Origin of the sequence: Nocardioides sp. LML1-1-1.1, assembly GCF_040676175.1 — a bacterium.
GTDB lineage: Bacteria > Actinomycetota > Actinomycetes > Propionibacteriales > Nocardioidaceae > Nocardioides.
Window position 1 is genome coordinate 132,952 of sequence record NZ_JBEGHK010000005.1, and the last position, 23,305, is coordinate 156,256.

At 72.9% G+C, this 23,305-nt stretch carries 24 protein-coding genes; 23 read left to right on the forward strand and 1 reads right to left on the reverse strand.

The features are described 5' to 3' along the window. Positions 1-11: 11 nt before the first annotated feature. Positions 12-1,022 (reverse strand): AAA family ATPase, encoded by a 1,011-nt coding sequence (locus MRBLML1_RS17920; protein WP_364518957.1) that lies wholly within the window; start codon positions 1,020-1,022, stop codon positions 12-14. 296 nt (positions 1,023-1,318) lie between these two features. Here MRBLML1_RS17920 and mraZ point away from each other — a divergent pair, with 296 nt between their 5' ends. From mraZ to MRBLML1_RS18035, 23 genes are all read left to right on the forward strand, one after another. Continuing rightward, entirely contained in the window at positions 1,319-1,744 is a 426-nt protein-coding gene (gene mraZ / locus MRBLML1_RS17925) for a division/cell wall cluster transcriptional repressor MraZ (protein WP_364518479.1), read from the forward strand. Positions 1,745-2,037: 293 nt separating this feature from the next. Next, entirely contained in the window at positions 2,038-2,193 is a 156-nt protein-coding gene (locus tag MRBLML1_RS17930) for a hypothetical protein (protein WP_364518481.1), read from the forward strand. Between the two features lies 1 nt (position 2,194). Next, positions 2,195-3,178, forward strand: a complete 984-nt coding sequence (gene rsmH / locus MRBLML1_RS17935) for a 16S rRNA (cytosine(1402)-N(4))-methyltransferase RsmH (RefSeq protein ID WP_364518483.1) — start codon at positions 2,195-2,197, stop codon at positions 3,176-3,178. Beyond that, on the forward strand, positions 3,175-3,684 hold the full coding sequence (locus MRBLML1_RS17940; RefSeq protein WP_364518485.1) for a hypothetical protein: 510 nt from the start codon (positions 3,175-3,177) through the stop codon (positions 3,682-3,684). The genes rsmH and MRBLML1_RS17940 overlap by 4 nt, the downstream gene beginning before the upstream one ends. A gap of 133 nt (positions 3,685-3,817) precedes the next feature. Continuing rightward, positions 3,818-5,557 carry a peptidoglycan D,D-transpeptidase FtsI family protein gene (locus tag MRBLML1_RS17945; RefSeq protein ID WP_364518487.1) on the forward strand — a complete coding sequence of 580 codons (1,740 nt, stop codon included), beginning with the start codon at positions 3,818-3,820 and terminating at the stop codon, positions 5,555-5,557. Positions 5,558-5,586: 29 nt separating this feature from the next. Then, on the forward strand, positions 5,587-7,044 hold the full coding sequence (locus tag MRBLML1_RS17950) for a UDP-N-acetylmuramoyl-L-alanyl-D-glutamate--2,6-diaminopimelate ligase (RefSeq protein ID WP_414691277.1): 1,458 nt from the start codon (positions 5,587-5,589) through the stop codon (positions 7,042-7,044). Continuing rightward, positions 7,041-8,402, forward strand: coding sequence for a UDP-N-acetylmuramoyl-tripeptide--D-alanyl-D-alanine ligase (locus MRBLML1_RS17955; RefSeq protein ID WP_364518489.1), 1,362 nt, complete (start codon positions 7,041-7,043; stop codon positions 8,400-8,402). Before MRBLML1_RS17950 ends, MRBLML1_RS17955 begins: the two co-directional genes overlap by 4 nt. After that, positions 8,399-9,469, forward strand: coding sequence for a phospho-N-acetylmuramoyl-pentapeptide-transferase (gene mraY, locus MRBLML1_RS17960; protein WP_364518491.1), 1,071 nt, complete (start codon positions 8,399-8,401; stop codon positions 9,467-9,469). The genes MRBLML1_RS17955 and mraY overlap by 4 nt, the downstream gene beginning before the upstream one ends. Beyond that, a complete protein-coding gene (gene murD, locus MRBLML1_RS17965) occupies positions 9,451-10,947 on the forward strand; it encodes a UDP-N-acetylmuramoyl-L-alanine--D-glutamate ligase (protein WP_414691271.1) in 1,497 nt (498 codons plus the stop codon). The genes mraY and murD overlap by 19 nt, the downstream gene beginning before the upstream one ends. An 82-nt stretch (positions 10,948-11,029) precedes the next feature. Beyond that, a complete protein-coding gene (gene ftsW / locus MRBLML1_RS17970; RefSeq protein WP_364518496.1) occupies positions 11,030-12,220 on the forward strand; it encodes a putative lipid II flippase FtsW in 1,191 nt (396 codons plus the stop codon). A 10-nt stretch (positions 12,221-12,230) separates the two neighbouring features. Beyond that, positions 12,231-13,316, forward strand: a complete 1,086-nt coding sequence (murG, locus tag MRBLML1_RS17975; RefSeq protein WP_364518498.1) for an undecaprenyldiphospho-muramoylpentapeptide beta-N-acetylglucosaminyltransferase — start codon at positions 12,231-12,233, stop codon at positions 13,314-13,316. Next, entirely contained in the window at positions 13,313-14,686 is a 1,374-nt protein-coding gene (gene murC / locus MRBLML1_RS17980; RefSeq protein WP_364518500.1) for a UDP-N-acetylmuramate--L-alanine ligase, read from the forward strand. Before murG ends, murC begins: the two co-directional genes overlap by 4 nt. After that, a complete protein-coding gene (locus MRBLML1_RS17985) occupies positions 14,679-15,437 on the forward strand; it encodes a cell division protein FtsQ/DivIB (RefSeq protein ID WP_364518502.1) in 759 nt (252 codons plus the stop codon). The genes murC and MRBLML1_RS17985 overlap by 8 nt, the downstream gene beginning before the upstream one ends. A gap of 218 nt (positions 15,438-15,655) precedes the next feature. Beyond that, positions 15,656-16,831, forward strand: coding sequence for a cell division protein FtsZ (gene ftsZ / locus MRBLML1_RS17990; protein ID WP_364518504.1), 1,176 nt, complete (start codon positions 15,656-15,658; stop codon positions 16,829-16,831). A 3-nt stretch (positions 16,832-16,834) separates the two neighbouring features. After that, positions 16,835-17,524 carry a peptidoglycan editing factor PgeF gene (pgeF, locus tag MRBLML1_RS17995; protein ID WP_364518506.1) on the forward strand — a complete coding sequence of 230 codons (690 nt, stop codon included), beginning with the start codon at positions 16,835-16,837 and terminating at the stop codon, positions 17,522-17,524. After that, positions 17,521-18,219, forward strand: coding sequence for a YggS family pyridoxal phosphate-dependent enzyme (locus MRBLML1_RS18000; RefSeq protein ID WP_364518508.1), 699 nt, complete (start codon positions 17,521-17,523; stop codon positions 18,217-18,219). Before pgeF ends, MRBLML1_RS18000 begins: the two co-directional genes overlap by 4 nt. A 61-nt stretch (positions 18,220-18,280) precedes the next feature. After that, positions 18,281-18,775: a cell division protein SepF gene (locus MRBLML1_RS18005; RefSeq protein WP_364518510.1), complete on the forward strand. Its 495-nt coding sequence runs from the start codon at positions 18,281-18,283 to the stop codon at positions 18,773-18,775. Positions 18,776-19,013: 238 nt separating this feature from the next. Continuing rightward, positions 19,014-19,307, forward strand: a complete 294-nt coding sequence (locus tag MRBLML1_RS18010) for a YggT family protein (protein WP_364518512.1) — start codon at positions 19,014-19,016, stop codon at positions 19,305-19,307. A 152-nt stretch (positions 19,308-19,459) separates the two neighbouring features. After that, a complete protein-coding gene (locus MRBLML1_RS18015; protein ID WP_364518514.1) occupies positions 19,460-20,260 on the forward strand; it encodes a DivIVA domain-containing protein in 801 nt (266 codons plus the stop codon). 173 nt (positions 20,261-20,433) lie between these two features. Then, a complete protein-coding gene (locus MRBLML1_RS18020) occupies positions 20,434-21,324 on the forward strand; it encodes a TraR/DksA family transcriptional regulator (RefSeq protein WP_364518516.1) in 891 nt (296 codons plus the stop codon). Next, positions 21,297-21,893, forward strand: a complete 597-nt coding sequence (lspA, locus tag MRBLML1_RS18025) for a signal peptidase II (protein ID WP_364518518.1) — start codon at positions 21,297-21,299, stop codon at positions 21,891-21,893. The genes MRBLML1_RS18020 and lspA overlap by 28 nt, the downstream gene beginning before the upstream one ends. Before the next feature lie 5 nt (positions 21,894-21,898). Continuing rightward, entirely contained in the window at positions 21,899-22,825 is a 927-nt protein-coding gene (locus MRBLML1_RS18030) for an RluA family pseudouridine synthase (RefSeq protein ID WP_364518961.1), read from the forward strand. Beyond that, complete coding sequence (locus MRBLML1_RS18035) at positions 22,812-23,258, forward strand: GNAT family N-acetyltransferase (RefSeq protein WP_364518520.1); 447 nt, start codon at positions 22,812-22,814, stop codon at positions 23,256-23,258. Before MRBLML1_RS18030 ends, MRBLML1_RS18035 begins: the two co-directional genes overlap by 14 nt. Positions 23,259-23,305: the final 47 nt, after the last annotated feature.

The window sequence follows — 23,305 nt, forward strand, 5'->3', positions numbered from 1 at the left end:
CCGGACCGTGGTCAGGAGGTGGGGCGGTCGGGCACGGGGACCTGTGCGGCGAGCGCCTGCAGGATCCCGGCGGCGTCGCGCCCGCCGACGGCGGCCTCGGCGCTGGGGAGCAGGCGGTGGGCCAGCACCATCGGCAGCAGCGCCCGTACGTCGTCGGGCAGCACGTAGTCGCGGCGGTGCAGCGCGGCCCGGGCCTTGGCGGCACGGACCAGGTGCAGGGTGGCGCGGGGGGAGGCGCCCAGCACCAGCTCGGGGTGGTGACGGGTGGCGGAGGTGAGGGCCACGGCGTACTGCTGGACGGCCTCGGAGACGTGCACCTGCGCGACGATCGCGCACAGCTTGCGGATCTCGGCGCTGTCGGTGACCGGCTCCAGGTCGTCGAGCGGGTTGACGGTGCCGTGGTTGGACAGCATCGCCATCTCGGCGGCCGTCACCGGGTAGCCGATGGAGACCCGGGCCATGAAGCGGTCGCGCTGGGCCTCGGGGAGGGGGTAGGTGCCCTCCATCTCGACCGGGTTCTGGGTCGCGATCACCATGAAGGGCGACTCCAGCTGGTAGGTCACGTTGTCGACGGTGACCTGGCGCTCGGCCATGCACTCCAGCAGCGCGGACTGGGTCTTGGGCGAGGCCCGGTTGATCTCGTCGCCGATCACGATGTTGGCGAACACCCCGCCGGGGCGGAACTCGAAGGTGCGCGTCGACTGGTCGAAGACCGAGACCCCGGTGATGTCGGAGGGCAGCAGGTCGGGGGTGAACTGCACCCGCCGCACGGTCGAGTCGATGCTGCGCGCCAGGGCCTTGGCGAGCATCGTCTTGCCGACGCCCGGCACGTCCTCGATGAGCAGGTGTCCCTCGGCGAGCAGCACGACGATCGCGGCACCCACGACCTCGCCCTTGCCCTCGATGACCTTCTCCACGTTGGCCCGGACCTGCGCGGCGACCCGCGCGACGGTGTCGACGTCGGCGACAGCGGGCGCGGTGCTCCCCACCGGGGGCGCGGGCGGACCCGGTGGCGGCGTCATCGGTGGGGTGGTCGGCGTCTCCACGGCAGCTCCTCGTCGTGCTCTCCCTCAGGGGCTCCAACCCTACGGCGCGGGTGGCTGGGGCGGGCCGCTCCACCGTTCCCCACTTTCCCCTCCACTCCGCTCCACCCCGCTCCCCGGCGGGCTGACCGGCGCTGACCTGGGCTTTCTCGCGGCGCGGGGGAGCGACGCGCCGCGATTCGGGGAGCGTTGGTGGTTGACGGTGGGGGAAAGTGGAGTACTGTGGGGGAAAGTGGAGGAACGCGGAGTCTGCAAGGACGGCTGGGGGTGGCCCGATGCTCTTCATGGGCACCTACACCCCCAAGCTCGACGAGAAGGGCCGCCTCTTCCTCCCGGCGAAGTTCAGGGATCGACTGGCGGAGGGCCTCGTGGTCACACAGGGACAGGACAAGTGCCTGGTCGTGTGGCCCACGGACGTCTTCGCCGACGAGGCCGAGCGGGCATCCGCGCGGCCGATGACCAACCGCGCCGCCCGGCGCTACGCCCGGGTGCTGTTCGCCGGGGGTGACGAGAGCACCCCCGACAAGCAGGGACGGATCGGCATCCCCGCCCACCTGCGGGACTACGCCGGGCTCGAGCGCGACGTCGTCGTGATCGGGGTCCGGGACCGCCTGGAGATCTGGAACCCGGCCGCGTGGCGCGAGTTCCAGCTCGAGGCCCTGGAGGAGTTCGCCGACCTCGACGAGGACGACGACGACTGAGCAGCAGCACCACCACGCACCACCAGCAGCACCGACAACAGCACAGCGGATCCGCAGGACGAGGTCTCAGCCCGCTCCCGCTCCCGACACCTCGATGTCGCCACCCTCCTGGGGCACCTTCCCCGGCACCAGGCGGCCCGACGACACCGAGGACACCCCGCCGTCTGGGGCACCTTCCCCGGCACCAGAAGGCACCCGAACACCGGGCACGGGAGCGGGCAGGGACCTGGCTCTGCGGATCCGCCGGATTTCCAGCATTTCCAGCAGTTCCACCGGGTCGAGGGGTCGAAGCCATGAGCGTGATGCGGACGCACGAGCGTTCCCCGCAGCCGCGCGTGCGGGAGCAGGCACGCGAGGTGCTGCTGCTCATGGCCTTCTCCGCCGCGGCGTCCACCGCCTGCGCCCTCCTGCTCGTCCTGCCGCACCTGCTCGGGTCCACGGGACGCTGACATGGCCGGCCCCCGTCACGTCCCCGTCCTGCTCGACCGGGTCGTCTCCCTCCTCGCGCCCGCGCTCGACGCCGACGGCGCCGTCCTCGTCGACTGCACCCTCGGCCTCGGCGGCCACAGCGAGGCGGTCCTCGAGCGCTGCCCCCGGGCCCGGGTGATCGGCATCGACCGGGACCCGCAGGCGCTCGCGATGAGCCGGGAGCGGCTCGCGCCGTACGGCGAGCGGTTCACCGCCGTGCACGCGGTCTACGACGAGATCCCCGACGTGCTCGCCGGCCAGGGCCTCGACGAGGTCGCCGGCGTGCTCTTCGACCTCGGTGTCTCCTCGATGCAGCTCGACCTGCCCGAGCGCGGCTTCGCCTACGCCGTGGACGCCCCGCTCGACATGCGGATGGACGGCTCCACCGGGCCCACCGCCGCCGACGTGCTCAACACCTACAGCGCCCGCGACCTGGCCCGGGTCCTCAAGGAGTACGGCGAGGAGAAGATGGCCCGCCGCATCGCCGACGCCGTCGTCCGTGAGCGCGCCACCGAGCCGTTCTCGACCTCCGGGCGCCTCGTCGCCCTGCTGTACGACGTCATCCCGGCTCCCGCGCGGCGCACCGGCGGTCACCCCGCCAAGCGGACCTTCCAGGCCCTGCGCATGGAGGTCAACGACGAGCTGGGCGTGCTGCGCCGCGCCATGCCGGCGGCGGTCGAGGCGATCGGGCTCGGCGGCCGGGTGGTCGTCGAGTCGTACCACTCCCTGGAGGACCGGCTGGTCAAGCGCGTCTTCGCCGACGCGACCCGGCTCGACGTCCCCGACGACCTGCCCTTCGTGCCCGAGGGCGCCGAGCCGTCGTACCGGCTGGTGACGCGGGGCGCCGAGCAGGCCGACGACACGGAGGTCGAGGAGAACCCTCGTGCCGCCTCCGTCCGACTCCGCGCCATCGAGCGCATCCGCACGACCCACCCGAGCAGGTCCAGCAAGGGAGCCGAGAGATGAGCAGCACCGCACCGCAGATCCGCCGCCTCCAGACCGTCGCGCCGCGGATCGCCCAGGCGGCGCTGCAGCGTGCGCGGCTCACCGTCGTGCCCCGTGCCCGGCGCTCGCGCGCCCCGCGGGTGCCCTTCGTGACCTTCGTGAGCGTGATCCTGCTGGCCGGCGTGCTCGGGCTGCTCTTCTTCAACACCTCCATGCAGCAGGCGTCCTTCCGGGCGACGGCGCTGCAGAACCAGGCCACCGACCTCGGCGCCCAGCAGGAGGCGCTGGAGCTGCAGATCCAGGCCCTCGGCAAGCCGGACCGGGTGTCCGCGCTGGCGCAGAAGATGGGCATGGTGGTCCCCTCGCAGGCCGGCGTCATCGACCTCGGGACCGGCAAGATCACCGGTGCCCCGGCGCCCGCCTCGGGCAACGACCGGCTCCCGCTGAAGATGCCGGCCCCGCCGGTCCCGTCGGAGTTCAAGATCGCGGGTGGGAAGGCCGACGGCGCGTCCGGCGGGAATTGGTGACCGGCGCCCGTAAGGTCGTGACGTCCGCAGGACCCGACCGCTGCCCGCGACCAGGACGAGAGCGTTGAGCCGACCGAATCCCCTCCGCACCCGCCGGGGCAACCGTCCCCGACGGGGATCGACGCAGCTGCGCATGAAGGTCGGCTTCGTCGTCATCGCGATCGTGCTCTCGGTGTTCGCCGGCCGCCTCCTGCAGCTGCAGGGCGTCGACCCGCACTCCTACGCGCAGATGGCCGCGGCCGAGGGCTCCAAGGACATCGTGCTGCCCGCCACCCGCGGCGAGATCCTCGACCGCAAGGGCCAGCCGCTCGCCCAGACCGTCGACGGCCGGATGATCATCGCCAACCCCGCGGTCACCGCGAAGGTCGCGCCGCAGCTGGCCACCCTGCTCGCCCAGCGGCTCGGGGTCGACTACATCGACACGCTCGACCGGCTGCGCAGGAAGGACAGTCAGTTCCAGTACGTCGCCCGGCAGGTCCCCGCGAGCAAGGCGGAGAAGCTCGTCGCCGACGTCAGGCAGCTGTTCAAGGACGACAAGGACCGCCCCTTCAGCGGGCTGACGTCCGAGCGCGACCCGCTGCGGATCTACCCCGACGCCGACGTCGCCGCCAACCTCCTCGGCTTCCTCGGCACGCCGAAGAACGACGGCACCGCGCAGGCACTGGCCGGCCTGGAGGCCTCGTTCAACAAGTACCTCTCCGGCAAGGACGGCGAGGCGCGCTACGAGCTCGGCGCGGGCAACCAGATCCCGCTGGGCGACAACACGGTGACGCCCGCCGTCGACGGCAAGGACCTCCAGCTCACCATCGACAGCGAGCTGCAGTACTACGTCCAGCGCGTGCTCCAGCAGACCGTGGTCAAGGCCGGTGGTGAGTCCGGCACCGCGATCGTGCAGGACAGCCGCACCGGTGAGCTGCTCGCGTTGGCCGACTTCCCGACGTACGACGCCGCGGACCCCTACCGCTTCGACAAGAGCCTCTACAAGTCGGCCACGCTGACCGATCCCTACGAGCCCGGCTCCGTCGAGAAGGTGCTCACGATCAGCTCGCTGGTCGACGCCGGCAAGGCCTTCAAGGAGCAGAAGTTCCGGGTGCCGGGCAAGCTCAAACGCCAGGACCGGCCGATCGGCGACTACTGGGACCACGGCACGATCCGGCTCACCCTTGCCGGCATCATCGCCAAGTCCTCCAACATCGGCACCGTCCTCGCCGCCGACCAGTTCGGCCGGGGCCAGCTGCGCCGCTACCTGACGGCCTTCGGGCTGGGGGAGCGCACCAACGTCGGGCTCGAGGGTGAGACCCGCGGCATCCTGCCGCAGGGCGCGGCGTGGACCTCCCAGGTCGGCGACCGGATCGCCTTCGGCCAGTCGCTGTCGGTCAACGCGCTGCAGATGATCGCCGCCGTCAACACCATCGCCAACGGCGGCGTCCGGGTGGACCCGTCGCTGGTCAAGGGCGAGGCGACCACCGACAAGGGTGTCCAGGTGGGCACCGGCGTCGCCAAGACCCGCCGGGTGATCAGCGCCGACGCGGCCCGCGAGACGATGCTGATGATGGAGCGCGTGGTCGACCCCGACGCGGGTGTCGCGCCCGGCGCGGCCGTCCCGGGCTACCGGGTCGCCGGCAAGACCGGCACGGCGCAGCGCGTCGTCGACGGCCGCTACGACGGCAGCACGACCGTCTCCTTCGCCGGCTTCGCCCCGGCGGACAACCCGCGGTTCACCATCTACGTCGTGGTCCACGACCCGCGTGCGGGCAGTGGTGGCGGTTCGACCGCCGGTCCGGCATTCTCGCAGCTGATGAGCTACACGCTGCGCCGCTACGGCGTCCCGCCCACGGGTGCCAAGCCCAACCAGACCCCGGTCGAGTGGTGAGCCAGCCGACCCGGCCCGTCCACCCGAACCTGACGTCCCTCGACGACGTCGCGCGGACGCTGGGCCTGGACCCTGTCGACCCCGGGACCGAGCTGCGCGGGGTCACCCTGGACTCGCGCCGGGTGCAGGCCGGTGACCTCTACGCCGCGCTGGCGGGCGCGCGCGCCCACGGTGCCGCGTTCACCGCGCAGGCGGCCGCCGCCGGGGCGGCCGCGGTGCTGACCGACCCGGCAGGGGAGTCCGACGCCCGTGCGAGCGGGCTGCCGGTGCTGGTCGTCGACGACCCGCGGGCGGTCCTGGGCACGGTGGCGGCCCTCGTCTACGGCCACCCGGCCGCGGCCCTGCGCACGATCGGCGTCACCGGCACCCAGGGCAAGACCACGGTGACCCGCCTGCTCGACGACGCCCTGCTCGCCGCCGGTGTGCGCAGCGCGGTCGTGGGCACCGTCGGGACGCGGATCGCCGGCGAGGAGGTGAGGACCGCGCTCACCACACCCGAGGCACCGGACCTGCACGGCCTCTTCGCCCGGATGCGCGAGCTCGACGTCACCGCGTGCGCGATGGAGGTCTCCAGCCACGCGCTGGTGCTCGGCCGGGTCGACGGCGTCCGCTTCGACGTCGCCGTCTTCACCAACCTGGGCCGCGACCACCTCGACTTCCACCGCGACGTGGAGGACTACTTCCAGGCCAAGGCGAGCCTCTTCACCCCCGAGCACGCCAGCCGCGGGCTGGTCTGCACCGACGACGAGCACGGCCGCCGGCTCGCCGCCGAGGCCCCGATCCCGGTCCGCACCTACGCCGTCAACGGTCCCGCCGACTGGTCGGTCGCCGACGTCGAGCTCGGTGCCGACGGGTCGCGGTTCACCGTGCTCGGGCCGGACGGCGTGCGGATCAGCGCCGCCGTGCCGCTGCCGGGGGACTTCAACGTCGCCAACGCGCTGGCCGCGATCGCCTCCGCCGCCGAGGCGGGCTTCGACCCGCAGGCGGTCGCCGACGGTCTCGCGGCCTCGGCCGGCGTACCGGGCCGGCTGGAGCGGGTGCCGACCGGCCGCGACCTGACCGTGGTGGTCGACTACGCCCACAAGCCGGACGCCGTCGAGGCGGTCCTGCACACCCTGCGCCCGGTCACCCGCGGCCGCCTGGTCGTCGTGATCGGCGCCGGAGGCGACCGTGACACCGGCAAGCGCCCGGTCATGGGCGAGATCGCCGCCCGGCTGGCCGACCTGGTCGTCGTCACCGACGACAACCCCCGCTCGGAGGACCCGGCCGCGATCCGCGCGGCGGTGCTGGCCGGCACCCGCGGTGGATCGGCCGAGGTCGTCGAGATCGGCGACCGGCGGGCCGCGATCGCGGCCGCGATCGACGGCGCCGGACCCGGCGACGTGGTCGTGGTCGCGGGCAAGGGCCACGAGACCGGTCAGGAGGTCGCCGGCGTGGTGCACCCGTTCGACGACCGCGCGGTCGTCCGCGAGGTGCTCGCCCGATGATCCCGCTGCGCCTGTCCGAGATCGCGGCCGTCGTCGGTGGCACGGTGCACGGCGAGGACGTCCTCGTCTCCGGACCCGCCTACGTCGACAGCCGCACCCCGGTCCCCGACGGGCTCTTCGTCGCGATCGTCGGCGAGCACACCGACGGCCACGTGCACGCCGAGGGGGCCCACGCCGTGCTCGGCAGCCGCCCGACCAGCGCGCCCACGGTCGTGGTCGCCGACGCCGTCGCGGCGCTGGGCCGCCTGGCCCGCCACGTCGTCGACCGGCTGGACGCGACCGTGCTGGCGATGACCGGCTCCCAGGGCAAGACCGGCACCAAGGACTTCCTGGCCGCGGTGCTGCGCACCCTGGCCGGTGAGGACGCCGTGGTCGCGACCAACGCGAACAACAACAACGAGATCGGCGTGCCGCTCACCGTGCTGCGGGCCACCGCCGCGACCCGCTTCCTGGTGGTGGAGATGGGCGCCCGCGGGGTCGGGCACATCTCCTACCTGTGCGAGATCGCGCCGCCCGACGTCGCGGCCGTGCTCAACGTCGGCACCGCGCACGTGGGGGAGTTCGGCGGCCGTGAGCAGATCGCCCGCGCCAAGGGGGAGATCGTCGAGGCGCTGGGCGCCGAGGGCACCGCCGTGCTCAACGCCGACGACGTGCTGGTCGCCGCGATGGCGCCGCGCACGCAGGCCCCCGTGCTCACCTTCGGCGAGTCCGGCGACGTCCGCTGGACCGGGTCCCGGCTCGACGCGCTGGGCCGGCCCGGCTTCCTGCTCGCGCACGGCGACGAGCAGCACCCCGTCCAGCTGCTGGAGGTCGGTGCCCACCAGGTGCTCAACGCCGCCGCGGCCGCCGCGATGGCGCTGGGCGCCGGCTTCGGGCTGGCCGAGGTCGCCGCGGCGCTCGGCAGCGCCCGTTCCGCCTCCCGCTGGCGGATGGAGGTCACCGAGCGTGCCGACGGGCTGGTCGTGGTCAACGACGCCTACAACGCCAACCCGGACTCGATGCGGGCCGCCCTGGAGGCGCTCGCGGCGATCGGCGGACCCGCGCGCCGTCGTACCGTCGCGGTGCTGGGGGAGATGAAGGAGCTCGGCAGCGAGCACGAGGCGGGCCACCGCGCGGTCGGCGCGGACGCCGCCCGGCTGGGGATCGACGTGGTCGTGGTGGTGGGCGAGGCCGCCCGCGGCATCGCCGACGGTGCGACCCAGGGCACGTGTGAGGTGATCGTCACGGCGGGCCGTGAGGATGCCGCGGCCTGGGTGCGGCAGAATGCCGGACCGGAGGACGTCGTCCTCGTCAAGGCGTCCCGGGGCGCCGCGTTGGAGTGGATTGCCGAGCAGGTGCTGGAGGAGACGACGCCATGAGAGCCATCCTGCTCGGGGGCGGCATCGCGTTGCTGATCTCGCTGCTCGGCACCCGCGGCGTGATCACCCTGTTCACCCGCTGGGGCTACGGCCAGGAGATCCGCGACGACGGGCCGACCAGCCACCACACCAAGCGCGGCACGCCCACGATGGGCGGTGTGGTCATCATCCTGGCCGCGGTCGTCGCCTACTTCCTCGCCAAGCTGATCACGATGACGACGCCCAGCGCGTCGGCACTGCTGCTGCTCTTCCTGTTCGTCGGGATGGGCCTGGTCGGCTTCCTCGACGACTTCATCAAGATCTCCAAGCAGCGCAGCCTCGGCCTGCGCAGCAAGGCCAAGATGGCCGGCCAGACGGTGATCGCGCTGGTCTTCGGCGCGCTCGCGCTCTCGCCGTGGCTGGAGGACGAGAACGGCCGCACCCCCGCGAGCGAGAAGGTCTCCTTCCTGCGCGAGCTGGACTGGTTCGTGTTGCCGACGATCCTGGCGATCCTGCTGATCTGGCTGTTCGTCGCCGGCTTCAGCAACGCGGTCAACCTCACCGACGGGCTCGACGGCCTCGCGGCCGGTGCCTCGGTGATGGTCTTCGGCGCCTACATGCTGGTGAACATCTGGCAGAACAACCAGTTCTGCCAGGACGAGCCGAGCGCCACCTGCTACAACGTCAGGGACCCGCTCGACCTGGCCATCATCGCCGCGGCGATCACCGGGGCCTGCTTCGGCTTCCTGTGGTGGAACGCCTCGCCGGCCAAGATCTTCATGGGCGACACCGGCTCGCTCGCGCTCGGCAGCGCGCTGGCGGGCTTCGCGATCCTGACCCGCACCGAGCTGCTGCTGGTGATCCTCGGCGGCCTGTTCGTGCTGGAGACCGTCTCGGTGATGATGCAGGTGGGCTACTTCAAGCTCACCAAGGGCAAGCGGATCTTCCGGATGGCCCCGATCCACCACCACTTCGAGATGCTCGGCTGGGAGCAGGTCACCGTCGTCATCCGGTTCTGGATCATCACCGGGCTGTGCGTGGCGACCGGCCTGGGCATCTTCTACGCCGAGTGGGTCTCGCGGCTGTGACCGATCCGAGCAGCCTGGGCCGCACGGACTCCTGGGCCGGCGTCCGCGCGGTGGTGGCCGGCTTCGGCGCCAGCGGTGCCGCGGCCGTCGACAACCTGCTGCACCTCGGTGCCGACGTGCACGCGGTCGCTGAGTCGGTGAGCCCGAAGATCCTCGAGCGGGCCGAGCTGCTGGAGGTGCTGGGCGCGCGGATCGACGTCCACGAGGGCGCCACCGCACAGCTGCCCGCCGAGGCAGACGTGCTGGTCGTCTCGCCGGGCTTCCGGCCCGACGCGCCGATCGTGGTGGCCGCGCGCGAGCGCGGCGTCCCGGTCTGGGGCGAGGTCGAGCTGGCCTGGCGGCTGCGCGACCCCGCGCGGCCCGCACCCTGGTTGTGCATCACCGGCACCAACGGCAAGACCACCACCGTGCAGATGCTCGACAGCATCCTGCGCGCCGCCGGGCTGCGCAGCGTCGCCGCCGGCAACGTCGGCCTGCCGCTCACCGAGGCCGTCATGGACCCCGAGCCGTACGACGTGATCGCGGTCGAGGTCTCCAGCTTCCAGCTGCACTACACCGACTCGATGGCCGCCGAGAGCGCCGCGGTGCTGAACGTCGCCGAGGACCACCTGGACTGGTACGACGGCGCGGACGACACCGCCGCCATGGCGGCCTACGCCCGCGACAAGGGCCGGATCTACACCGGCGTCGAGCGTGCATGCGTCTACAACGCCGCCGACCCCGGCACCGAGCAGCTGGTCCGCGACGCCGAGGTGGTCGAGGGAGCCCGCGCGATCGGCTTCACCCTCGGTGTGCCGGGGCCGGGGATGGTCGGCGTCGTCGACGACATCCTCGTCGACCGGGCCTTCATCGAGGAGCGCTCCACCAGCGCGGCCGAGCTGTGCACCTTCGACGACCTGGCCTCACGGGCGCCGCACTTCGTCGCCAACGCCCTGGCCGCGGCCGCCCTGGCCCGCGCCCACGGCGTCAGCCAGGCCGCGGTGCGCGACGGGCTGCGCGCCTTCCAGCCCGACGGGCACCGGATCGCGGTGGTCGCCGAGCGCGACGGCGTCACCTGGGTCGACGACTCCAAGGCGACCAACCCGCACGCCGCCGCCTCCTCGCTCGCCGCCTTCGCGCCGGTGGTCTGGGTCGCGGGTGGACTGGCCAAGGGCGCGAGCTTCGACGACCTGGTGCGCCAGGTGGGCGACCGGCTGCGGGCCGTCGTCCTGATCGGCCGCGACCGCGACGTGATCCGGCAGGCGCTTTCGCGACACGCTCCGGATGTGCCGGTGATCGACGTGGACAGCACCGAGACTGGGGACGTTGTCGGAGACGACCGGATGGCACGCGTCGTCGCGGCAGCGGCCGGGGTCGCCCAGGCGGGGGACACCGTGCTGCTGGCGCCGGGGTGCGCGTCGATGGACCAGTTCGCCGACTACGCCGCCCGCGGTGACGCCTTCGCCGCCGCGGTGCGGGAGCACGTCGGTCAGCACTAGCCAGGAACCAGCCGGATCGGGGGACGTCATCACCACCGCGAACCCCGAGAAGCTCCGTCTCGGCCTCCGTTCCCTCCTCGCGGTGCGACGTCCGGGCTGGACCAGCGCCCTCAAGGACGCACTGGACCGGCCGCTGACGACCTACTACCTGCTCCTCGGTGCCACCGCGCTGCTGCTGACCATCGGCGTGATCATGGTGCTGAGCGCCTCCAGCGTCTACAGCTACCAGCAGACCGGCGACTCCTACACCGTCGTACGACGGCAGGTGATGTGGGTGCTGCTGGGCGTCCCGTGCGCCTTCCTCGCCTCCCGGGTCTCGACGCGCTGGGTGCGCGGGCTGACCTACCCGGCGTTCTCGCTCTCGCTGCTGCTGCTGGCGCTGACCGCGAAGGTCGGTGTCGAGGTCAACGGCAACAAGAACTGGCTCGCGCTCGGCCCGCTGCAGATCCAGCCCTCGGAGATCGCGAAGCTGTCGCTGATCATCTGGGCCAGCCACATCTACGCCAACAAGGAGCGCCGCCTGGGCAACCTGCACCAGATGCTGGTGCCCGTGGTGCCCGGCATGGTGCTGGCGACCGGGCTGGTCGTCATCGGCCGTGACCTCGGCACCGCGCTGGTGTTCTTCGCGCTGCTCGTCTCGATGCTCTGGGTGGTCGGCGCGCCCGGCAAGCTCTTCGCACTGGCCTTCTCCGGCGTCAGCGTGCTCGCGCTGGGCCTGGCCGCGACCGACGGCGAGCGGCTGGCGCGCATCTACAACTTCGCCGATCCGTTCAAGGACTACCACGGGACGGGCTGGCAACCAGCGCACGGCCTCTACGCCATGGCCAGCGGTGGGGTCTTCGGGGAGGGCATCGGCGCGAGCCAGCAGAAGTGGGGCCAGCTGCCGGAGGCGCACACCGACTTCATCTTCGCGGTGCTCGGCGAGGAGCTCGGGCTGGTCGGCACGCTGCTCGTCATCGCGCTCTTCCTGGTGCTCGCCTACGCCGGCATCCGGGTCGCGCGGGAGACGAAGGAGCCCTTCGTCCGCTACTGCTCCTTCGGCATCGTGGTCTGGCTGCTGGGCCAGATGATCATCAACGTCGGCATGGTGCTCGCGCTGCTGCCCGTCATCGGCATCCCGCTGCCCCTCGTCTCCTACGGCGGCTCCAGCCTGCTGCCCACGCTGGCCGCGCTCGGCCTCGTCATCGGCTTCGCCCGCCGCGAACCGGCCGCCGCCCGGGCGCTCAAGCAGCGGCGCCGGGCCCGTTCGGCCGGGCTCTCCGCCCGCGGGTAGGTTCTTCCTCGTGCGAGTTCTGTTGGCCGGTGGGGGAACGGCGGGGCACACCTCGCCACTGCTTGCGACGGCGGATGCGCTGCGTCGCCTCGACCCGGACGTCGAGGTGACCTGCCTGGGCACCCCGCGCGGGCTGGAGAACAAGGTGGTCCCGGCCGCGGGCTACCCGCTGCGCCTGGTGCCGCCGGTCCCGTTGCCGCGCAAGCCCGGCAAGGACCTCGCCCTGGTGCCGGCCCGGCTGCGGGCCGCGGTGAAGGCCGCGCTCGACGTCATCGACGAGGTGCGTCCCGACGTGGTCGTCGGCTACGGCGGCTACGTCTCCATGCCGGCCTACGTCGCCGCGCGGCGGCGCAAGCTGCCGCTGGTCGTGCACGAGCAGAACGCGCTGCCCGGCATCGCCAACAAGTTCGGCGCCCGGCGCGCGACCCGGGTCGCGGTGAGCTTCCCCGACACCCCGCTCAAGAAGGCGGAGTACGTCGGCCTGCCGATCCGCCGGATGATCTCCACCCTCGACCGGCCGGCCCTGCGGGACGAGGCCCGCGCGTTCTTCGGTCTCGACCCGGACCTGCCGACCCTGGTCGTCACGGGTGGCTCCCAGGGTGCGCGCCGGCTCAACCAGGCCGTCAGCGGTGCCGCCGCGGCGCTCGGCGCGGCCGGTGTCCAGGTGCTGCACGTCGTCGGGCCCAACGGCGCGAGCGACCCGAGCTGGTCCACGCCCGCGCCCACCGGGGTGCCTTACGTCGTGGAGCCCTTCGTCGAGCGGATGGACCTCGCCCTGGCGGCGGCGGACGTGATGGTGTGCCGCTCCGGCGCGTCCAGCGTCGTGGAGGCCTCCGCCTCCGGCGTACCTGCCGTCTTCGTGCCGCTGCCCATCGGCAACGGCGAGCAGGCCCTCAACGCCAAGCCGGTGGTCGAGGCCGGGGGAGCACTGCTCGTCGAGGACGCCGCGTTCACGGCCGACTACGTCGCCGAGACCGTCCCCACCCTGTTCGCCGAGCCGGGCCGGCTCGCGACGATGGGTGCCGCCGCGGCCCACCTGGTGCCGCGCGACGCCGACGAGCGGCTGGCCCGGATCATCCAGGACGTCGCCCGGTGAAGATCCCCGTCCCCGACGAGATCCTCCCCGCCGACCGGCTCGGCCACGTCCACCTCGTCGGCATCGGCGGCGCGGGCCTGTCCGGCATCGCCCGGCTGATGCACCAGTCCGGGGTGGCCGTCAGCGGCAGCGACGCCAACGACTCCGCGGTCGTGCAGGCGCTGCGCGCCGAGGGCATCACCGTCCACGTCGGCCACGACGCCGCCCACCTCGACGGCGTCGACACCGTCATCGCCACGACCGCGGCCCGCGAGGACAACCCCGAGATCGTCGCCGCGCAGGCCCGCGGGCTGCGGCTGTGGCCGCGCTCGGCCGGCCTGCAGTCGGTCCTGCTCGGCCGTCGCGTCGTGGCGATCGCCGGCACCCACGGCAAGACGACCACCACCGCGATGACGACGGTCGCGCTGCAGGAGGCCGGTCTCGACCCGACCTTCGCGATCGGTGCCGAGGTCGGCTCGCTCGGCACCAACGCCCGGGTCGGCACCGGCCCGGTGGCCGTCGTCGAGGCCGACGAGTCCGACGGCGCCTTCCTCGTCTACACCCCCGAGCTGGCGGTCATCACCAACGTCGACCCCGACCACCTCGACCACTGGGGCACCGAGGAGGCGTACGCCGCGGCGTTCGCCGAGTTCGCCGAGCGGGCCGGCACGACGCTCGCCGAGGACGCTGGTCTCGCCGACGTCACCGTCGCCTTCGCCGACGGCGCCACGATCCGCGGCACGGACCTGGTCATCGAGGGCGGGCGCACCCGGTTCCGGGTCGAGGCCCGCGGCACCGACCTGGGCGAGGTCGAGCTGGCCGTCCCCGGCCGCCACTACGCCCAGGACGCCCTGCTCGCGCTCGCCGTCGGCCTCGAGCTGGGCGCCGAGCCGGCCGCGCTGGTGCGCGGGCTGGCCCGCCACCAGGGCGCCAAGCGCCGGATGGAGCCGCTCGGGGAGGCCGGTGGCGTGCGGGTCTACGACTCCTACGCCCACCACCCCAGCGAGATCCGCGGCGACCTCGAGGCCGCCCGTTCCCTGGTCACCGGCGAGCAGCGGCTGATCGTCGCCTTCCAGCCGCACCTGGTCTCGCGCACCCGGATCTTCGGCACGGCGATGGGCCACGAGCTCGGCGCCGCCGACGAGGTCCTCCTGCTCGACGTCTACGTCGCCCGCGAGGACCCCGACCCCGCGGTCACCGGTGCGCTGGTGGCCGACGCGGTGCCGCTGCCGGCCGGGCGGGTCCGGTTCGTGCCGGAGCGCGCGGACGTCGTGCCGGCACTGGTGGAGGTGGCCCGTCCCGGCGACCTCGTGCTGACCCTCGGGGCCGGTGACGTCACCGCGCTCGCGCCCCAGCTGCTGGCCGCGCTGGCGGACGGTGGTCGTGGCTAGGCTCCGGCTCCCGCGCCGGGCCGCGGGTGGCGACCGCTCGCAGGACCGCGCCCGCAAGGCCTTCGCCCGGCGTCAGCGGGCCCGGCGCTGGCTGACCTGGCGCTACGTCCTCGCCGTGGTGCTGGCCCTGGCGCTGGTCGGGTTCAGCGTCTACGCCCTCTACTTCTCCTCCTGGCTGCGCACCGACGGCGTCGAGGTCGTCGGCAACGAGATGATCACCGACAAGCAGCTGCTCGCCGCGGCCGAGGTGCCGACCGGTGGTCCGCTGGTCAGGGTGGACCTGGCGGCGATCGAGACGCGGGTCAAGTCGCTCTCGGCCGTCAAGCAGGTCGACGTCTCGCGCAAGTGGCCGCACGACGTACGGATCGAGGTCGTCGAGCGCACCCCGATCGCGGTGCTCGACCTCGGCTCGAGGATGGTCGCCCTCGACGCCGAGGGCACCTCCTTCCCCGCCCCGGCCCGGGCCCGCGAGGGGCTGCCCCGGATCCGGGTGGGCAGCGGGGCCGACAAGGACGCCCTGCGCGAGGGTGCCGCCGTGGTGGCGGCGCTGGCGCCGGAGGTCTCCCGGCTCGTCGACCACGTCGAGGTGCGCACCATCGACGAGATCGTGCTGGTCCTGCGCGACGGCCGGAAGGTCGAGTGGGGGAGTGCGGACCGCTCCACCGACAAGGCCGCCGTCCTGCTGCAGCTGCTCAAGCGCAAGGCCCAGGTCTACGACGTCTCGGTCCCGGGCGCACCCACCACCCGCTGACTTTTCACCAAATGCCGGCGAGCGCGGCGTGTCTGCGCCGAACGGGTCTCCGATCTCCCTACCGTCTTCAACACGACGAGGTTGACATAACTATAACCCTCAACCTGAGGGTAAGAGTTGTCGACACGCCGGCTGGCCACGGGGAAGCGGTCCGGCCGCCGACGTCGGTGAACGGACACATTCAGACTTTCGGACAATACCGGAGAGGTGGAGCCGCCGTGGCAGCTGCACAGAACTACCTGGCCATCATCAAGGTCGTCGGGATCGGCGGGGGCGGCGTCAACGCCGTCAACCGGATGATCGAGGTCGGCCTCAAGGGCGTCGAGTTCATCGCCATCAACACCGACGCCCAGGCGCTGCTGATGAGCGATGCCGATGTCAAGCTCGACATCGGCCGCGAGCTGACCCGCGGCCTCGGCGCGGGCGCCAACCCCGACGTCGGCGGCAAGGCCGCCGAGGACCACGCGGAGGAGATCGAGGAGGTGCTCAAGGGCGCCGACATGGTCTTCGTGACCGCGGGCGAGGGCGGTGGCACCGGCACCGGCGGCGCGCCCGTCGTCGCCCGGATCGCCCGCTCGCTCGGCGCGCTGACCATCGGTGTGGTGACCCGTCCGTTCACCTTCGAGGGCGCCCGCCGCAAGAAGTCCGCCGACGAGGGCATCGAGCGTCTCCGCGAGGAGGTCGACACCCTCATCGTCATCCCGAACGACCGGCTGCTGCAGATCTCCGACCGCAACGTGTCGATGCTCGACGCGTTCAAGCAGGCCGACCAGGTGCTGCTCCAGGGCGTCTCCGGGATCACCGACCTGATCACCACCCCCGGCCTGATCAACGTCGACTTCGCCGACGTCAAGGCGGTCATGAGCAACGCCGGCTCCGCGCTCATGGGCATCGGCTCCGCGCGCGGGGAGGACCGGGCCCTGCAGGCCGCCGAGATGGCGATCAGCAGCCCGCTGCTCGAGGCCTCCATCGACGGTGCGCACGGCGTGCTGCTCTCCATCGCCGGTGGCTCCGACCTCGGCATCTTCGAGATCAACGAGGCCGCCGCGATGGTGGCCGACGCCGTCCACGAGGACGCCAACATCATCTTCGGCACCATCATCGACGACGCCCTCGGCGACGAGGTGCGGGTCACCGTCATCGCCGCCGGCTTCGACGGCGGCCTGCCCAAGCGTCGTGAGGACACCGCCGTACGCCGCCCGCAGCAGCAGGCGCCCGCCTCCCGTCCCGCGCAGCAGGCCCCGGCCACCCCGGCGCGCTCCGAGCAGCAGGCCCCGGCCCGCGCCGAGCAGCCCGCCCCGGCCGCGCCGCAGCCGGTCGGCGTCCGGCACAACCCGGCGCCGATCCAGCTCGCCGACGGCGACGACCTGGACGTGCCCGACTTCCTGAAGTGAGCCGTGTTCGTCTTCCGTGAGCGTCCCGACCTCGACCCGGACCCCCTCGACGGGGCCCGGGTCGAGGTCGCGTTCACGGACGTCTCGATCGACCTGCGCGAAGGCCCGGAGCTCGCCGCCACGCTGGCGTCGTTGAGCGCGACCCTCGACGTCGACCTCGCGCGGGCCAGCCAGGTGCACGGCGACGACGTCGTCACCGTCACCGACGCCGGCTCCGCCGTGCCGGAGGCGGACGCGCTGGTGACCACCCGCCGTCGTACGGCGCTGGTGGTGCGGGTCGCCGACTGCGTCCCGGTGCTGCTCGCCGACCCCGCCGGGGGCGTGGTCGGGGCCGCCCACGCCGGCCGCCGCGGGGTCGAGCTGGACGTGGTCACCCGCACCGTCGAGCGGATGCGCGCCCTCGGTGCCCGCGAGGTCACCGCCTGGGTCGGTCCGCACATCTGCGGCGGGTGCTACGAGGTGCCCGAGGTGATGCGTGAGGACGTCGCCGCCCGGGTGCCGGAGACCTACGCCGAGACGACCTGGGGCACCCCCTCCCTCGACCTCGGGGCCGGCGTCGCCGCCCAGCTCTCCGCCGCCGGTGTCGCGGTCACCACCGTGCCCGGCTGCACCCGCGAGGACGCGCGGCTGCACTCCTACCGCCGCGACGGAGCCGCCTCCGGGCGGTTCGCCGGGCTGGTGTGGCTGTCATGAGCCGGGCCGAGGAGCTGCGCGACGGCCTCGCCGCCGTCCACGAACGGATCGCCCGGGCCGCCACCGCCGCGGGCCGAGCGCCCGAGGACGTCGCGCTCGTCGTGGTCACGAAGTTCTTCCCCGCCACCGACGTACGCCTGCTCGCCGACCTCGGCGTCACCGACGTCGGCGAGAACCGCCACCAGGAGGCGGAGGCCAAGGCCGCCGAGTGTGCCGACCTCGGGCTGCGCTGGCACTTCATCGGTGGGCTGCAGTCCAACAAGGCCGCCGCCGTCGCCCGCTACGCCGACGTCGTCGAGTCCGTCGACCGCACCAGCCTGGTCGGCCGACTCGACCGCGGCGCGGGGGAGGGCGGGCGCACCGTCGAGGTGCTGCTGCAGGTCAGCCTCGACCCGCCCGGCCACGAGCACCGGGCCGGCGCCGACCCGGCCGACCTGCTCGCGCTGGCCGACGCCGTCGCCGCCACCGAGCACCTGTCCCTGCGCGGCCTGATGGCCGTCGCCCCGCTCGGCGAGGACCCGGCCGCCGCCTTCGCGCGGCTCGCCACCATCCGTGGCGACCTGCTCGCCCAGCACCCCGACGCCACCCGGCTCTCCGCGGGGATGAGCGGCGACCTGGAGGCCGCCATCGCCGCCGGCGCGACACACGTGCGCGTCGGGTCCGCGGTCCTCGGTTCGAGGCCGTCGGTCCAGTAATGTCCGAAACACCACCACAGGCTCCCGAGACTCGGGGCCGAGGAACACGGAGGCAACAGTCATGAGCGGTGCGATGCGCAGGATCGGTGAGTACCTCGGCCTGCTGGAGGACACCGGCTATGACGAGTACGACGACGAGCAGGTCGAGCAGCCCGCGCGCGAGCCGCGCGAGCGCCAGGCCCGCCCGGTCCGCGCCGTACCGTCCGGCTCCGTCGCCGACCTCGACGAGCGCCGCCGGCAGCCCGTGGCCGTCGCGCCCCAGCCCGAGGTGGCCGAGCTGTCCCGGATCACCACGCTGCACCCGACGACGTACAACGACGCGCGCGCCGTGGGGGAGCAGTACCGCGAGGGCATCCCGGTGATCATGAACCTCACCGAGATGGACGACGCCGACGCCAAGCGGCTCGTCGACTTCGCCGCCGGCCTGATCTTCGCCACCCGTGGCAGCATCGAGCGGGTCACCAACAAGGTCTTCCTGCTGTCGCCGCCGAACGTCACGGTGGCGGCGGAGGACAAGCAGCTGATCGCGGACCGGGACTTCTTCAACCAATCCTGATCTGCGCGAGCGCGTCGCTCGTTCCTCGCGCCGCGCTGCCGCGCTCGCGGTCGGCTCCGGTAGATGGTTGCGTCCGCTCGGCGGCAAGACTGCCGGCGCGCGGGAGTGTGGGCGTGTTCTCAGTGCTCGGCACGCACGTGGTGCGGGCCGAGCGCGGGAGAAGGAGGTGCGGCCCGGGCGCGCGGGCCGGGCGGAGTCCCGCCGTCCCCGGCATCCGGGCACCCGATAGGTTGTGCGCGTGAGCGTCGCCGGCTGGATCATCGAGGGCATCCTCTTCGCCTTTCTCGGGTTCCTGTGGGTGCGGTTCATCACCGACTGGGTGCAGGTGTTCGCCCGGAGCTGGGAGCCGCGTGGGGTGGCGCTGGTCGTGCTGGAGCTGTGCTACTCCGCGACCGACCCGCCGATCAACGCGCTGCGCAAGGTCATCAAGCCGATCCGGATCGGGAACTTCGCGCTCGACCTGAGCTTCTTCCTGGTGATGGTCCTGGCCTACGTCCTGCTCGCGGTCAACCGCAGCGTGCTGCTCGTCTGAGCCGGGGTGCCCGAGCTGTTCGGGTGCATTTCGTGGCCGCGACACGCCCCGGCCGTACGGGCGCAACGGCGGGTGATGCGGGCTTCTCGACAGCAGGCGCTAAGGTTCGGTGAGACAGTTTGTCCTTAGTACTTCCGAAGATAGGTGAGGTCATGCCGCTGACGCCTGAGGACGTGAGCAACAAGCGCTTTACGCCGGTCCGGCTGCGCGAGGGCTACGACATGGGCGAGGTCGACCAGTTCCTGGACGAGGTGGAGGCGGAGCTCGCCCGCCTGACCCAGGAGAACGACGACCTCCGCGCGAAGCTGGCCGCTGCGCAGGCCGACGGCGGCTCCGGCTCCTACTCGGCGTACGACGCGCCGACGCAGCTCGCGCCGGTCCCCGAGGCCACGCCCGAGCCGCCGGCCCCCGTCGAGCCGCCGGCTCCGGTCGAGCCCGTGGTCGCCGCTCCGGCTCCGGTCGCCGCGCCCGCCCCGGCCGCCACCGGTGGTGTCGAGACGATCCGCGTCGAGACGGTCCCCGAGGCCTCCAACGCGGCGGCTCGCCTGCTCGAGATCGCGACCCGCAACGCCGACGAGCTCGTCGAGGACGCGAAGAACGAGGCCGACAAGATCGTCGGCGAGGCGCGCACCAAGTCCGAGCGCCTGGAGTCCGAGGCCAAGGTCAAGGCCGACCGCCTCGAGTCCGACGCCCGCACCCGTGCGGAGATGCTCGACAGCGAGACCGCCGAGCGTCGTACCCAGCTCTTCGGTGACCTCGAGAAGGAGCGCGACAAGCTCTCCGCCGAGGTCGAGACGCTGCGCTCCTTCGAGCGCGAGTACCGCTCGCGTCTCAAGAGCTACTTCACCCAGCAGCTCGAGTCGCTGCAGACCCCGGGCGACACCCTCGCCCCGGTCGAGGAGGCCCCGGCCCCCAAGCGGCTGCGCTCCATCCTCGGTGAGGAAGAGGGCTGAGCCACCCGCTCCGCCCGACCTGAGCACCTCGAACGGCCGGTCCGCCTCTGGCGGGCCGGCCGTTCGCGTCCCGGTACGACGGTGCGCCTCCTTGGACGCTCTCCCGGGAGCCGATACCCTCCGCAGCAGCCTGTCCGACTCCCGTCGCAGGCCGTCCTTCCTGAGGAGTCCTCATGGCCCGCACCACGAAGAAGACGTTGGCAGGCAAGGCCACGTCCGCCGCCCGGAAGATGATCCGCCCCCGCAAGGCCGCCACGGCCGCGAAGGCGGAGCCCGTCGCGAAGGCTGCCCCGGCCAAGAAGACCGCCGCGAAGAAGGCGGCTCCGGCCAAGAAGGCGGCTCCGGCGAAGAAGGCGGCTCCGGCGAAGAAGGCGCCGGCTCCCGCGAAGAAGGCCGCCCCGGCGAAGAAGGCCGCTCCGGCCAAGAAGGCGCCGGCTCCCGCGAAGAAGACGGCCCCGGCCAAGAAGGCGCCGGCTCCCGCGAAGAAGACGGCCCCGGCCAAGAAGGCGCCGGCTCCCGCGAAGAAGGCGGCCCCGGCCAAGAAGGCGCCGGCTCCCGCGAAGAAGGCGGCCCCGGCCAAGAAGGCGCCGGCTCCCGCGAAGAAGGCCGCTCCGGCCAAGAAGGCGCCGGCTCCCGCGAAGAAGGCCGCTCCGGCCAAGAAGGCGGCCCCCAGCAGCCTGGTCGTCCTCGAGCACGAGGAGGCCTGGTCGAAGTCGGAGCTGGCCGAGGTGCTGGCCGAGCTGCACGAGCAGCGCCGGCACAGCTCGGAGATCCTCGAGGAGCAGGAGGCCGACCTGACCGGCCTGCTGCGCGACTCCGGCGACGGCGCCGGACAGGACCAGGCCGACCTCGGCGCGACCAGCTTCGAGCGCGACCACGAGCTCACCGTGCTCAACCACGAGCGGGAGAAGCTCGCCCAGATCGACCGGGCCCTGGCCCGCATCGACGACGGCACGTACGGCGTGTGCGAGTCCTGCGGCAACCCCATCGGCAAGATGCGGCTGATGGCCTTCCCCCGTGCCACACTGTGCATGACATGCAAGCAGCGCGAGGAACGCCGGTAGACCGCGGCGACGGTCCCGACGAGACCCGGAGCTCGCTGCTCGCCGCTCCCCGCACCTGGCTGCTGTTCGCGGGCGTCGGGCTGAGCCTGCTGGCCATCGACCAGGTGGCCAAGGTGCTCGCCGTACGGCACCTGACGGACCGGCCCGACGTCGAGCTGGTGGGCGAGGTGCTGCAGCTGCACCTGACCTACAACCCGGGCGCGGCGTTCAGCCTCGGCACCCGGTTCACCGTCGCGCTGGCGGTGCTCGCCTCGGTCGCCACCGTCGTGGTGCTGTGGCTGAGCCGCCGGGTGCGGAGCCGGTGGTGGGCGGTCGCGCTGGGCCTGATGTTCGCCGGGATCACCGGCAACCTCGCCGACCGGCTCTTCCGCGACCCCGGTCCGCTGCGCGGGCACGTCGTCGACTTCCTGATGCTGCCGAACTGGCCGGTCTTCAACATCGCCGACATGTGCATCAACGTCGGGGTCGCGATGATCCTGGTCCAGGTGCTGCGCGGCATCGCCCTCGACGGCTCCAAGGTCGACGCCGAGAAGGCCGAGCCCGGCGACAGCGTGGAGGACGACGCGTGAGCGCCGTGGACCACCGCACCCTGCCGGTCCCGGACAGCCTGGAGGGGGAGCGGATCGACATCGTCCTCGCCCAGCTCTTCGGCGTCTCCCGGACCCGGGCCGCGGAGCTGGTGGCCGAGGGCCACGTCCGGCTCGACGGCAGCACGGTCGGCGGCAAGAGCGAGCGGGTGCTCGCGGGTGCGGTGCTCGACGTCGCGATCCCCGCCGAGGCCGACCCGCTGGAGGTCGTCCCCGAGATCGTCGAGGGGATCAAGATCATCCACGACGACGACGCGATCGTGGTGATCGACAAGCCGGTCGGCGTCGCCGTGCACCCCTCGCCGGGCTGGCGCGGACCGACCGTCGTCGGCCACCTGGCCGGCGCCGGGTTCCGGATCTCGACCTCCGGGGCCAAGGAGCGCGAGGGCATCGTCCAGCGCCTCGACGTCGGCACGTCGGGCGTGATGGTGATCGCGAAGTCCGAGCACGCCTACTCCGTGCTCAAGAACGCCTTCCGCCACCGCACCGTCGACAAGACCTACCACGCGCTGGTCCAGGGCCACCCGGACCCGCTGGAGGGCACCATCGACGCCCCGATCGGGCGCCACCCCAAGCACGACTACAAGTTCGCGGTCATGGACGACGGCCGGCACAGCGTCACGCACTACGAGACGCTGGAGGCCCACCGCTTCGCCAGCCTGCTCGAGGTCCACCTGGAGACCGGCCGCACCCACCAGATCCGGGTGCACATGAGTGCGCTGAAGCACCCGTGCGTCGGCGACCTCACCTACGGCGCCGACCCGGTCCTGGCGCGCAGGGTCGGCCTGGAGCGGCAGTGGCTGCACGCCGTCAAGCTGGGCTTCGAGCACCCCGACGGGGGCTACGTCACCTACGAGTCGTCGTACCCCGACGACCTGGCCCGGGCCCTCGACGTCATCCGTGACAGCCACTGACCTCGTGCTCCGCCCGGCCACCCCGGCCGACGCCGCCGCGGTCGCTGCGGTCCACCTCCGCGCCCGGGCGGCGGCGCCGATGCCGCCACCGGTGCACGCCGACGCCGAGGTCCGCGCCTGGCTCGCCGCCCGGCTGACGAGCGGGGACGAGGTCTGGGTGGCCGAGACCGACCGGGTGGTCGGCTACGCCCGGTTCACCCGCACCTGGCTCGACGACCTGTACGTCGACCCGGACGCCGCCGGCCAGGGCGTCGGCAGCGCGTTGCTCGACCTGGTCAAGGCTCGCCACCCCGACGGTTTCGGGCTCTGGGTCTTCGTCTCCAACGAGCCCGCCCGGGCCTTCTACGCCGCCCGGGGGCTGGTCGAGCGTGAGCGCACCGACGGCGCGGCCAACGAGGAGCGCGCGCCCGACATCCGGATGACCTGGCCCTGAGAGCTGTGTCGGACCCCGGTGGCACGATCACGTCCCGTACGCTGGTG